Below are 13,265 nucleotides of genomic sequence, written 5' to 3' on the forward strand. Positions count from 1 at the left end.
ATAGTTGCTGAAGCAATTATAACCTCTTAAGGTGGTTATTGCGTCGGGGCTCACCTCTTCCCATTCCGAACAGAGAAGTTAAGCCCGACTGCGCAGATGGTACTGCAGTTATGTGGGAGAGTATGTCGCTGCCTTTTTTTATGGAATCCTCATCATTTATTTGATGGGGATTTTTTGTTTTGTAAGTAATTCAGACAGATTGAATTAACCACCCCGCCCTTCGGGCACCCCTCAAGAGGGGAATACTCAGTAGTTAATAAGTCAAAAGCATAGAAAAGAAAAACCCTCTCTCCCGAAGCTTCGGGACTGAAAGGGTTTTTGTTTTAATTGTAAAATTTTACGCTGCCGAAGGCGGTGCCGGTGTTTCATCTTCACCACTAATAGTGTTATATAACACATAGTCATTAAACTTCGCTAAATCGGTAGTTTCCCAGATAGACTGCCCTGTGGTGGTGTATTTTACCAAGGTAGTGTAGATGGCGTTACCTGCTTCTACACGGTCTTCCTGTTCTATATCACGTCTGCCGATTTCCATTTTCATTTCTACTATAAGATCGGTGAATTCGTCGGCTAAAATACTAAGAGCATCTAACATTGCTGTTGTTAAACCGTTAACCGAAACCTCGGGCATGAATTCGTTACCTACACGTACCACTCTTTTTGCGGTAATTAACAAATCAGAATCGGTTTGTTCCGATAAGGTATCGGTACCAAACTTTTTATACTTTGGAGTTCCAAAGGCATATACCAAAACTACTCTTGACATTATACTTCTAATTGTGGTGCGAATTTCTTCGGCTTTTGCATCTTTATTTGCCGTTACATTGGTTTGGTCACCCAATGCCTCTATATCGGTAAGACGTTGTGAAAACGCAAGGAGGCTGTTTTTTAAATCGTCTACCAATCTTGTGGTTATGCCATAATCCTCAAACTGAGGTTTATCTCTTAGCATGTAAGCCACTTTTTCTAACCCTTTCGTCACTAGGGTTCCATCCGAAAAATTGTAAATTCGAATTACGTCATTTTTTCTCAAGTTTTCTAATTTTTAAATGATTACTAATGAGAAGGGCAAGCCAAGTTTTATGCCAACAATACTTATAAAATTCTTGAGGTTTGATTAAGATTAATTGTATAAATTGTGAGATATCTATTTGTAAGGTATTGATGCAATCAATTAACTGTCAGATGAATTGTAATTGTGTTCCGATGTAGTAAAACAGACCTTAGAAGATAGGTTAAGGTTTTACGATAAAGAAGTGAAGGCTTCAGAAGTAAGAATCGAATAATCAGAAGACCGTTCCGAAGAGTCCGAAGCTCGTTCCGAGGCTCGGAGGGCTTGGAAATGCTGTAAAGTTGATTTTGGAGGCACGGATTGCAAATCCGCGCTATCTGGGGTTATAGTATTAGCAAGGTAGGCTATTCAAATGGTGAGAAAAGCTATAGTATTGGTGATTGAAGTTATTCAATCATTATGGCTATTTTAATGGGAGACTTTACACAGTTAATTAAACATTGACACTTTGTGCAGCTGGAGTGTTCTATCATTACTCTTTTTTATTTTAAAGTAATTCTTTTATTTCTATTTTAAGAGCTTTACAAATTTTATGAAGCGTTATGATTGAAGTGTTAATTTCTCCTCGCTCTATTCTTCCAATTTGATTTCTTGGGATATTTGCATCAAATGATAGAATTTCTTGAGACAGGTTAAGTTCAATTCTTTTCTGTCTAAGTTTTTCTCCTACGGATTTTAATAAGTTTATTTCTTCATTTTCTATCACGTTTTAAAATTGCACCTATCTCTTAAAATAATACGACACATATTTGTGTCATTTAAATATTTTTATAATATTTGTAAAAATTATAAACTTACTTATTTATGAAAAAAATTTCAATCTTATTTATTTTAGTTATACTATGTTCTTGTGGAGCAGTAAATAGACAAATTATGGGTAACACAGAAAAAGATTTAATAAAACAAGTTTCAATTGAAACAGGATGCTCATCTGAAAAAATCATAATTATTGAAAAAATTAAAAATTTTGGTAATGCCACTTATGCTTTAGATGTTTGTGGTAAACGAGTGGTTTATAAACAAGTTGGTTCTGTGTTTATGACAGCTCTAGAAGCTGACAAAATAATGAAGAAAGGTTAATAGTTATGCCTAAACAACCAAAATTCAGAATCCAGATTATTTATAGAGATTCAATTTCAGGTAAAATTGTTAGTGAAGAGTATGCCAAAACGAACCCAAAAACAACTGTGAAAGAAACCCGTAAGATACCTATTTAGGGGTAATGTTTTTTACTTATAAATCTAATAACTATAATTATGACACCAAAACAATATGAAGAACTCAATGCTTTAGTTTCTGCTAATGTGAATAATACTAATTTATTAGGTAAAGATGTAAAAGAACTTGATAGAAAATCGCAATTTTTAATATCACAAAATAAAATCATCATAGACTATCAGACTATTTTAGATGCTAAACTTAATAGTTTGTTGAATCAGGATTTCAATAAGTGATTTAATCCATCAGTTCGGATTAAGTTGTCTCTAGTATTTTTGAAATTTGAGAATAGCCCTCTCCTTTAAGTTTTACTTTTATTTCTATTGTTGTTTCTGCTAAGTCGTCTTTTTCTATGGTTTCTTTAAGTTGTTTACTACGGTCACTAGGGGACTTTGTCCTTTGGGTTGTTCATCTTGTTACCGATATGTCATCCCTACGGGATTTCACCTTCTATACTTGAAAATATTTCTACTATATACCGTCCCTAAAGGGACTTTTTCTTTTGGGCTGATTATTTTGCTTCCCATATTACATCCCTACGGGATTGTAAAAAGAAACCTTCGCTGCAAACAGAGGGTTTTGTTTTAAATAGGATGAGATTCTTCTCTCGTTCCAAAAGACGAGACGGAATGACAAAAAGAGGAGTTGTTTTTTATCATATAATGCGCTATAGGTATTGACAATCAAATTAATAACAAAAAAACAGTCTCGTTTGTGGCTGCTATTAATTAGATTTCGTTTATTTTAGCGTTAAAATACAACCTTATGAAACATTGTTGTCTAATTTGTATACTACTTTTTGTGACAGTCACTATTAAGGCACAAACCTATACTTTTCCTGATGAGACTGAGACGCACGAAGGTACTTGGTTGCAATGGCCACATCAGTATGAATATGGCAACGCCTATAGAAATGAAAACGACGCTACTTGGGTAGCTATGACGAGTACTTTACAAGCCAATGAAAAAGTACACATCATTACTTACAATACTACAGAGCAAACCCGTATTACTTCTTTATTGACCACAGCGGGTGTGCCTTTAACCAATGTGAATTTTAAAATTGCCCAAACCAATGATGTTTGGGTTAGAGACAATGGACCTATATATGTGAGAAACAACAGCGGTAATCTGGTAATTGAAGATTATGGTTTTAACGGGTGGGGTGGCGATTATGGCTATGCCAAAGACAACGTAATTCCGGCTAGTATTGCGACTGCCAATAGTACTACTATACTAAACCTAAATAGTGTCCTAACGATAGAAGGTGGTGCATGGGAAATGGATAATGGCGGTACTTTTTTGGCTACCAAAACTTCTATACTAGCGCAAAGCAATCCCACTACTCCAACAGGAATTATGGCAGTTAGGAATTTAGGAAAAACCCAGGCGCAAGTAGAGGCAATCTTAACACAATATCTTGGTGTAACAAAATTTATATGGTTAGATGGTTGGTATAGTCAAGAGGACATTACCGATGCGCACATTGATGGCTTTGCTAAGTTTGTACCAGGCAATAATTTGGTAACGATGAACAACGCCGATTTATTGTATTGGGGAGCCTCGCAAACAGACATCAATACTTTATATACCGCAACCAATACTGCTAATGTTGTTTACACCAAAGTGTATTTGCCCCTTACTCAAAACAATGTATCAAAAACCAACGGACAAAATTTAGGATATAAAGGAAGTTATATCAATTATTATGTTGCCAATAATAGAGTGTTGGTTCCAAGCTATAATGATCCGAATGATGCTGTTGCCAATGCTATCATTGCCGGATTGTATCCTGGCAGAACGGTTGTGGGTATTGATGTTAGGAATTTATATAGTAATGGTGGTATGGTGCATTGTGTTACACAGCAACAGCCGTTGGCGAGTGTTCTGGGAACTAATACTTTTGAGTCTAACAAACCAAAAACAATACTATACCCAAATCCGGCTAAGACAAATATTGCCCTGCAAACCAATGAAACCATTAGTAGCATAACCGTTTATAACGAAATAGGTCAAAAAATAAATGTTGCCATTCTTGATAATAATACCTTAGCGATTGAACAACTATCAAGTGGTACTTATTTCATAAAAATTGTTTATACTAATAATCAAACGGAAGCATTAAAGTTTGTAAAAGAATAAGATAAGCTTATTTGTTTTGTTCCACCGCTAGCGCGAGCCTCCTGCTCGTGCCAACAAAAATAGAAGTACGAGCGTGACGCTTGCATCAACAAAGGATAATATAGTTACCTAACCGCACTTTGTCAGGAACGATAAAGAAGATGTAGGCATTTTGGTTATACCGTCTCTAGCGGGACTTTTTTATATTGGATTGGTTATTTTGCTACCGATATGTCATCTCTATGAGATGTAAATAAAAATCCTTGTTATAAAAGTGAGGATTTTGTTTTAAGTTGATGAGATTACTCCTTCGTCGGAATGACAAAAGAGGTGTTCTATTTTTCTACTGGCTCAGTGTAGTCTTTACTTCGTTCTCCTTGAATGAACATTTTTAAAGTATTGAAATGAATAGTAAATTCTACAGCAATCCAATTCATATCGTCATCATCAGATTCTAATTTTGTTGTATATTGATACCAAAGGGTATAGGCTGCGCTATCAAATCCTTTGTTGAATTTTGGTAGTCCAGCTTCGTCACATTCCATTCCCCAAATCATTGCTCTTTTGGGTTGCTCGTGTAACTGATAAAAACCGCTTCCGCCGGCATTTAATTCAACTACAGGTTCAGCTCCCTGAAATGTATATGTTCCAGTTATTGGGTAATCAATAGTGTTTGTGATGTAATGAATTCCGTCTTTGTCTTCAATTTTAGTTTGTGTGAAGCTGTTTGATACAAATAATAATAAAGTAACAAGGAGTAAATTTCTTGATTTCATAATTTTGATTTTATACATTATCAATCCATAATCTAGCATTCACAAACGCCTCAATCCATGGTGAAACTTCATCTTTTTTATCCGTTGGATAGTAAGCCCAATTCCATGGGAAAGTCGAACGCTCAATATGCGGCATCATAACGAGGTGACGACCTGTTTTGTCACACATCATTGCGGTATTATAGCCCGAACCATTTGGATTGGCAGGATAACCTTCATAGGCATATTTGGCCACAATGTTGTATTGGTTTTCCGCTTCCGGAAGCTGGAATTTTCCTTCGCCATGCGAAACCCAAACCCCAAGAGTGCTTCCTGCGAGGGTTTTTAGCATCACTGAATTGTTTTCAGCAACTTTCACTGATGTGAAAATACTTTCGTGTTTATGGCTGTCGTTATGAAGCATTTTTCCGTGTACTTTATGCTCAGGGTGAATCACTTCCAATTCCATGAACAGCTGGCAGCCATTGCAAATTCCGACTGAAAGCGTGTCTTCTCTTTTAAAGAACTTCTTCAATGCAATATTAGCTTTTTCATTGTATTTAAAAGCCCCGGCCCAACCCTTAGCTGAACCTAAAACGTCAGAATTAGAGAATCCACCAACGGCACCAATAAATTGAACATCTTCCAGATTTTCTCTTCCCGAAATCAAATCGGTCATGTGAATGTCTTTAACATCAAACCCTGCTAAATACAATGCATTTGCCATTTCACGTTCCGAATTACTTCCTTTTTCACGAATAATAGCAGCACGCGGTCTAGGTTTAGAATTGTCTATTTCAGGTTTTTTTCCTGTGAAATGAGCTGGGAATTTATATTCTAATTTTTGATTTGAATAGTTGTCAAATCGTTCTTTCGCTTTATTGTTTTTAGATTGTTTTTGGTCGAGTAGAAAAGAGGTTTTAAACCAAATATCTCGAAAACTCGCAATATCCAAATTAAAATTACCAAATTCCAAAGATTCTGAAGAAGTAACTTCTCCTATTTTGAAGAACTCAATTCCTTCTAATGCTTTTTCAAATATTACATCGTCTTTGGCCTGAAGCACCAATCCAATGTTTTCCGAAAATAAAATTTTTACCAAATCTTTTTCGGCAAATGAATTGAAGTCGATTTTAGCACCTAGATTAACATCTGCAAAACACATTTCCAATAAAGTTGTTATCAAACCGCCTGAACCAATATCATGTCCGGCAACAATCTGCCTGTCTTTGATTAAATCCTGAATAGTATTGAAAGCTTTGCTGAAGAAATCAGCATTTTTAATTGTTGGTGTGTCGTTTCCGATTTTATTCAATACTTGGGCAAACGAGCTTCCGCCTAATTTAAATTCATCCTGAGAAAGATTGATATAATATATTGAGCCACCGTTTTTCTGCAAAACAGGTTCCACTACTTTGGTAATATTGGAGCAATTTCCGGCAGCTGAAATGATAACGGTTCCCGGCGCAATCACTTCATCATTTGGATATTTCTGTTTCATCGAAAGCGAATCTTTCCCGGTCGGAATGTTGATTCCAAGTTCAATTGCAAAGTCAGCACACGCTTTTACGGCTTTGTATAAACGGGCATCTTCGCCTTCATTTTTACACGCCCACATCCAGTTGGCAGAAAGTGAAACGCTTTTTAAACCATCTTTTAATGGAGCAAAAACAATATTTGACAACGCTTCCCCAATAGAATTCCGCGAGCCTGCACCTGGATTTATCAAGGCTGAAACCGGAGAATGCCCAATACTAGTAGCGATTCCTTCTTTTCCATTAAAATCTAGAGCCATGACGCCCACGTTGTTCAACGGTAATTGTAACGGTCCGGCGCATTGTTGTTTGGCTACTTTTCCACCTACGCAACGGTCGACTTTATTGGTTAGCCAATCTTTACAAGCGACCGCTTCGAGCTGCAAAACCTGTTCAAGATATTCCTGGATCTTATCTTGGCTGTACTCTATTTCATTATAATTTATTTGAGAACTTGTGTCGGTCATTACCACTTTTGGAGAACTTCCAAACATGTCTTCCAAAGCAAAATCCATTGGTTTGTTCCCAGTTGTTTTGCTCTCAAAAGTAAAGCGGTGATTGTCGGTTACTTCACCCACTTCATACATCGGGGCACGTTCGCGATCTGCAATTTTTCGTAACGTTTCGATATCGTCTTTACCAATAATCAATCCCATTCTCTCTTGTGATTCGTTACCAATAATTTCTTTGGCAGAAAGTGTTGGGTCACCAACTGGTAATTTATCTAAATCAATCAAACCACCGGTTTCTTCAACCAATTCAGAAAGGCAATTCAAATGTCCTCCAGCACCATGATCGTGAATTGAAACAATCGGGTTTACATCGCTTTCCACCATTGCTCTGATAGCATTGGCAGCACGTTTTTGCATTTCGGGATTCGAACGCTGAATCGCATTTAATTCAATTCCGGAACCAAAAGCACCTGTATCTGCAGACGAAACTGCTGCGCCACCCATTCCGATTCTATAATTTTCACCACCAAGGACAACAATTTTATCGCCTTTTTTGGGTGTGTGTTTTTTGGCTTGTTCTTCTTTTCCATAACCAATTCCACCCGCCAGCATAATTACTTTATCAAAACCTAGTTTTCTGCTTGTCCCACTGAGCTTGTCTAAGTGTTCATGTTCGAAGGTTAAAACAGAACCTAAAATTAAAGGTTGCCCGAATTTGTTTCCAAAATCAGAAGCGCCATTTGATGCTTTTATCAAAATATCCATTGGCGTTTGGTACAACCATTTTCTTTCGGTCATTCCGTTTTCCCATGGACGATTTTCGGTTAATCTTGAATAGGAAGTCATGTAAACCGCTGTTCCTGCTAATGGCAATGAACCTTGTCCACCAGCCAAACGGTCACGAATTTCTCCTCCGGAACCTGTAGCCGCGCCATTAAATGGTTCCACCGTTGTTGGGAAATTATGTGTTTCGGCTTTTATTGAAATTACGGAATTGAATTCTTTTTCCTGATAGAAATCAGCTTTGTCTCCGGTTTTTGGAGCGAATTGCGTCACTTTTGGGCCTTTGATAAAGGCTACATTATCTTTATAAGCCGAAACAATATCATTCGGATTTAGTTCTGAAGTTTTCTTTATCATTTTGAATAAAGACATTTCCTTTTCTATACCATCAATTATAAATGTTCCGTTAAAAATTTTGTGTCGACAGTGTTCTGAATTGACTTGTGAGAAACCAAATACTTCTGAATCTGTTAGTTTTCTATTGAGTTTTTTGGAAAGGTTTTCTAAGTAAATGACTTCTTCATCGCTCAACGCCAAGCCTTCCTGTTTGTTGTAAGTTGCAATATTCTCAATTTCCAGAATGGGTTCTGGTTTGATATTGATAGTAAAAATATCCTGATTTAGTTCATTATATTTCTGCGAAAGCATTGGATCAAAATCGGTAAAACCATCAGCAACTTTTCGGAATTCTTCAATTCTGATGATGCCTTCGATACCCATATTTTGGGTAATCTCTACGGCGTTGGTACTCCAGGGCGTAATCATAGCGGCACGTGGGCCAATAAAAAAATCCGTCAGGACGGATTTTTCTATTTTATGGGCGTCAGCGAATAACCAATTAAGTTTTGAGATAGTTTCTGCCGAAAGCTCGTTTTGCGATTGCACGGCAAAAACGGTAGCACTTTCGTTTCCGAAGAAATGAATCATTGTGTTGTTGTTTAATTCCGCTGCGCTCCATTCAGTTCGGCTCGCCTCGGGGTGTTGTTGTTGTGCTGCAAATTTAATATAAATTGAAAGATAAAAAAATGCGTTCTTTAGATACTTTTAAAGGAGTTTTCAACTTTATCTGATACGAGAAGTTTATTTTAAAAATTTGTATACTTTTGGTAAGTTAATATAAATGAAATGAGAAAAATTTATCTTTTTGCTTTCCTCCTGTGTGTTGGATTTTCAACCACTGCACAGATAATTAATTTTGCGGATCCTAATTTTAAATATCGATTGACAGGGTATGGCTATGCAAAAGATGTGAATGGTAATAATATAGAGGTTGACTTGAATCATAATGGCGAGATTGAAGTTAGCGAAACTTCGAATGTGTATCAAATTATTATTTATCAAAACACCAATCTTCCTTATTTGATTTCACTTAGCGGTGTCGAATATTTTACTAATCTAAAAAAATTAGCTTGTAGGGATCAACACTTATCTCAGGTTGACTGCAGTCAATTAGTTAATCTGGAAGAAATTGATTTTGGAAATAATCAATTAGTAAGCCTTAATTTAACGGGGCTAATTCATTTAAAAAAAATTAATTGTTTTTATAACGTTATGACTTCCTTAAATACAAGTGATTTAGTTAGTTTAGAATATTTAGACTGCAGCGGTAATCAGATTCCGGGTCTTAATCTTTCAAATTCCGTAAATCTTCAGAAATTATTCTGTCTTTATAATAATTTAAGTAGTTTAAACATAGCAGGATTAACGCATCTGACAGAAGTTAATTGTGAAACCAATCATCTTCCGACATTAAACTTAACCGGTTTAACGGGCCTGACTGATTTCAGATGCGGTTCCAATGAAATGACAAGTTTAAGTCTTCCCGATTCCAACAATTTAACGGTGTTGTTTTGTGGAGCTAATCAGCTAACTTCGTTAACCTTATCCAACTTGCCTTTGTTAAATTATTTGTCATGTAGTTCTAATTTACTGTCATCTGTTGACTTATCGAATCAGGTAAATTTAGTGACACTTTACTGCAGTAATAACCTGCTGACTCAATTAGATGTTTCTAATACAAATTTGTATGAGTTGAATTGTGCTGACAATAGTCTTGAAAGCATTGATATTTCAAACTGTAGAAATTTATTTCGTTTTACCTGTAATGATAATCCTAATTTGACTTATCTCAATTTAAAAAACGGCTATATAGAAACTTATTATTACTATATGAATAATATTCCAAACATTGCCTATGTGTGTGTTGATGAAGATGAGTATTACTCAATTTACGCTAAGATACAAAACTATTCGGGCAGTTCATATTTTGAAATAAATTCCTATTGTTCCTTTACACCAGGAGGGCCTTTCTATACTATTCATGGCAACCAGAAAATAGATGCTAACAATGATGGATGCGATGTGGATGATTTGGCTTATCCTAATTTAAAGTTTTTAATAACTGATGGTACTCATGTTGGAAATTTTATTTCCAATTCATCCGGAAATTATGTTATTCCTGTTTTTGCTGCAACCCATACCATTACACCGGTTTTGGAAAACCCAACTTATTACACTATTTCACCGGCTAATATTTCTGTTACTTTCCCAACAGAAGTCAGTCCTTATATGCAGGATTTTTGCATGACGCCAAATGGAGTCCACCAGGATTTGGAAACATGGATTATTCCATTAACAGCCGCCAGGCCAGGCTTTGATGCAAGGTACAAGATTATGTACAGGAATAAGGGAAATGTTCCAATGTCAGGCAATGTGACTTTTGCCTTTTATGATGAGTCTATGGACTTTATTTCTGCAATACCTACACAAAACAATCAAAGTTTTAGTTTGTTGAGTTGGAATTATGCCGATTTAAACCCATTTGAAATTCGGGAAATTGAAGTAAAGTTTAATATAAATTCACCGGTAGAAACCCCAGCAGTGAATATAGGCGATGTTCTAAAGTTCGCGTCTACTATTTTTCCACTTGCCGGAGATGAAAACTCAAGTGATAATTCGAATGATTTAAGGCAGGTTGTCGTTGGTTCTATTGATCCTAATGACAAAGTTTGTGTTGAAGGAAACATTGTTGACCCGGAAATGATTGGAGAATACGTTCACTATGTTATTCGTTTTGAAAATACCGGAACTTTTGCAGCAGAGAATATTGTAGTTAAAGATATAATTGATACCAATAAGTTTGATATTTCAACTTTGATTCCGTTGCATGCTAGCCATAGTTATGTAACCAAAATTACTAATGCGAATAAGGTGGAGTTTATCTTTGAGAATATTAATTTGCCTTTTGACGATGCAAATAATGACGGGTATATATCATTTAAGATCAAAATAAAACCTACGCTGGTTGTTGGAGACACCTTCAGTAATAATGCCAGTATTTATTTTGATTATAACTTTCCCATTGTAACCAATACCTACACATCAGTTTTTCAGGAATTGGGTATCCGCGATTTTGATTTTGTAGATTATCTTAGCTTGTATCCGAATCCAGCCAATACTGTTTTAAATATAAAAGCTGTAAATGATATTGCATTGAAATCTATTTCAGTTTATAATACTTTAGGTCAGTTGGTTTTAGCTTTTCCTAATTTAAATCAAATAGATATGATTGATGTTTCCGATTTAAAAACAGGAAGTTACCTCATCAGGTTTGTTACTGATAGAGGAATTACAAGCAGCAAGTTTATCAAGAAATAAAAAACAGGTATAAAAAAAGCTTCCTTTTGGGAAGCTTTTTTTATATCTATCGGATATAAAAATTAATTTGACGGGAAAATAATCGAATTATAAGCACCCAAATCAAAAACACTATTTCTTGGATTTCCTAAAATATCTAATGGAACTCCAACGTCTACTCCAAATCCTTTGGCCGCTGAAAGTTCACCAATAAACAATTTATTTTTACTAATATCTTGAAAATCTACATTTCCGTTTTTAATAATTTCGGTAGCATCATTAAGAAAAGCATACTCTGGAAGATCAGTAAATTGGTTGTTGGTATTGTTAAATCTAATTTGACATTTGCTGAACAATTTATTGAATTGTTTACTGGTGTCCGTACTTTTATTAACAAGCAATTCCACTTGATTAGAACCAAAAATTATACAGTTTTTGAAATCGGCTTTTATCAAATCAAACGCCACTTGTTGGTTAGTCGTTGTGTCCTTATAATAATTATCAACTGTTACAGCAACTTGTTTTGAGCTTGACCAATTGTTATTGAATGTGCAATGTTTAAATTCATAACTTCCGCCCAATGTACAAGCTAATGAAGCTACGCCAGCGGTATTAATGACTATGTTTTTTCCTTTTATGTTTGCCGCTCTTCCCAATAAACCTACATTAGAACAATCATAAATTTGAGTATTTTCAATTTCCATTGGTAAGCCCGCGTTATTTTCTACAAGTAAACCTATAACAGCATTTTTGACAGTTAAATTTTTGATTCTATGATTATACGTTCCACTTCCTTGTCTGAGATAAACGGTTCCCCATTGTCCTGGAACATCAGAGAAATCAGGTTCTAAACGATCGCCTTCAAAAATAACTTCGTTTTCTAATGCCGCAGTTGTTGATGTTGAACCCGTAATGTGTAAAGTTCCACCTTCCTGAACGACCAAACCAGATTCAGCATGAAAATGAACTCTAGCACCGCCAGGTATTGTTAATGTTTCTCCGTTGGGGACACTCGCATAGCCGTAGACGACGTAGGGTTTATCTGTTTTGAATAAGTATTCATTGCCATTATCAGGATGCGAATGACTTAAATTTCGACCATTAGTTTCCAACACAGTTCCGTCTTCATTAAAGCCAATTGGGATTTGACCAATAACACCATTGGTATTATTTGGAAAAATAAAGTAAGCATCTTGTATTAGTGTTACCAATTCTACTTTTTGCAAATTAGCGCCACTATCAAATTCTATCTGATCGGTATAAAGGAAATCCGAAGGATTAGCATCGCCAATTCCCGCTGTGGTTTCTATAAAAATATACATGCTGTCTTTGGCCAACAATTCCACGTCATGGAAAATCCTGTTTTCGTCGCCTGTCATTCCGTCAACCGTAATCCTGTATTTTGTTCCCACGCCTTTAGCTAAACTGATTGTTGGGATTTTGATGTCCTTGCTGCTTTTGTTATAGACTTTCAATGTATACGTACTAGAACCAATATTGGTAAAAACAGTATCTAAATAAATAGTGTCTTTAGAAAAAACTAAATCACCTGTACTAGGTTCAAAAACAAAGTCCTGGCGACATGAACTAACGGTAATAGCTAAACCAACAAAAACAAGAATAATGAGTTTACGCATCTGCAGTATGAATTTTGGTAAATGTAAGTATTAATTTGAAAATTTAAAAATCCTAA

9 protein-coding genes and 1 rRNA gene are annotated in these 13,265 nt (G+C 35.7%); 5 read left to right on the plus strand and 5 right to left on the minus strand.

Annotated features, from left to right (window positions below):
• The first annotated feature begins 27 nt into the window (after nt 1-27).
• Nucleotides 28-137: ribosomal RNA gene (rrf, locus tag RMN97_RS02870) — 5S ribosomal RNA — on the plus strand.
• Nucleotides 138-337: 200 nt separating this feature from the next.
• Here the strand turns inward: rrf and RMN97_RS02875 are convergent.
• Together RMN97_RS02875 and RMN97_RS02880 are read right to left on the minus strand one after the other, a co-directional pair.
• Nucleotides 338-1,033, minus strand: coding sequence for a hypothetical protein (locus RMN97_RS02875; RefSeq protein ID WP_309613023.1), 696 nt, complete (start codon nt 1,031-1,033; stop codon nt 338-340).
• A gap of 526 nt (nt 1,034-1,559) precedes the next feature.
• Nucleotides 1,560-1,778, minus strand: coding sequence for a helix-turn-helix transcriptional regulator (locus tag RMN97_RS02880; protein ID WP_309613024.1), 219 nt, complete (start codon nt 1,776-1,778; stop codon nt 1,560-1,562).
• Nucleotides 1,779-1,876: 98 nt separating this feature from the next.
• Here RMN97_RS02880 and RMN97_RS02885 point away from each other — a divergent pair, with 98 nt between their 5' ends.
• From RMN97_RS02885 to RMN97_RS02895, 3 genes are all read left to right on the plus strand, one after another.
• Nucleotides 1,877-2,152, plus strand: coding sequence for a hypothetical protein (locus tag RMN97_RS02885; RefSeq protein WP_309613025.1), 276 nt, complete (start codon nt 1,877-1,879; stop codon nt 2,150-2,152).
• A gap of 176 nt (nt 2,153-2,328) precedes the next feature.
• Nucleotides 2,329-2,526, plus strand: a complete 198-nt coding sequence (locus RMN97_RS02890) for a hypothetical protein (protein WP_309613026.1) — start codon at nt 2,329-2,331, stop codon at nt 2,524-2,526.
• A 529-nt stretch (nt 2,527-3,055) separates the two neighbouring features.
• Nucleotides 3,056-4,432 carry an agmatine deiminase family protein gene (locus RMN97_RS02895; RefSeq protein ID WP_309613027.1) on the plus strand — a complete coding sequence of 459 codons (1,377 nt, stop codon included), beginning with the start codon at nt 3,056-3,058 and terminating at the stop codon, nt 4,430-4,432.
• A 314-nt stretch (nt 4,433-4,746) separates the two neighbouring features.
• Here RMN97_RS02895 and RMN97_RS02900 read toward each other — a convergent pair whose 3' ends face one another.
• Nucleotides 4,747-5,187, minus strand: a complete 441-nt coding sequence (locus tag RMN97_RS02900) for a hypothetical protein (protein ID WP_309613028.1) — start codon at nt 5,185-5,187, stop codon at nt 4,747-4,749.
• Between the two features lie 10 nt (nt 5,188-5,197).
• A complete protein-coding gene (purL, locus tag RMN97_RS02905) occupies nt 5,198-8,863 on the minus strand; it encodes a phosphoribosylformylglycinamidine synthase (RefSeq protein WP_309613029.1) in 3,666 nt (1,221 codons plus the stop codon).
• A gap of 198 nt (nt 8,864-9,061) precedes the next feature.
• Between purL and RMN97_RS02910 the strand changes: the two genes are divergently transcribed.
• Nucleotides 9,062-11,593, plus strand: coding sequence for a T9SS type A sorting domain-containing protein (locus tag RMN97_RS02910; RefSeq protein WP_309613030.1), 2,532 nt, complete (start codon nt 9,062-9,064; stop codon nt 11,591-11,593).
• Nucleotides 11,594-11,655: 62 nt separating this feature from the next.
• Here the strand turns inward: RMN97_RS02910 and RMN97_RS02915 are convergent, their stop codons facing one another.
• On the minus strand, nt 11,656-13,209 hold the full coding sequence (locus tag RMN97_RS02915; protein ID WP_309613031.1) for a hypothetical protein: 1,554 nt from the start codon (nt 13,207-13,209) through the stop codon (nt 11,656-11,658).
• Nucleotides 13,210-13,265: the final 56 nt, after the last annotated feature.

The organism is Flavobacterium sp. (assembly GCF_031381455.1).
Classification (GTDB): domain Bacteria; phylum Bacteroidota; class Bacteroidia; order Flavobacteriales; family Flavobacteriaceae; genus Flavobacterium.

Coding starts and splice junctions, on each gene's coding strand:
- RMN97_RS02885 (WP_309613025.1), top strand. CDS start 1,877: ATGAAAAAAATTTCAATCTTATTTATTTTAGTTATACTATGTTCTTGT.
- RMN97_RS02890 (WP_309613026.1), top strand. CDS start 2,329: ATGACACCAAAACAATATGAAGAACTCAATGCTTTAGTTTCTGCTAAT.
- RMN97_RS02895 (WP_309613027.1), top strand. CDS start 3,056: ATGAAACATTGTTGTCTAATTTGTATACTACTTTTTGTGACAGTCACT.
- RMN97_RS02900 (WP_309613028.1), bottom strand. CDS start 5,187: ATGAAATCAAGAAATTTACTCCTTGTTACTTTATTATTATTTGTATCA.
- purL (WP_309613029.1), bottom strand. CDS start 8,863: ATGATTCATTTCTTCGGAAACGAAAGTGCTACCGTTTTTGCCGTGCAA.
- RMN97_RS02910 (WP_309613030.1), top strand. CDS start 9,062: ATGAGAAAAATTTATCTTTTTGCTTTCCTCCTGTGTGTTGGATTTTCA.
- RMN97_RS02915 (WP_309613031.1), bottom strand. CDS start 13,209: ATGCGTAAACTCATTATTCTTGTTTTTGTTGGTTTAGCTATTACCGTT.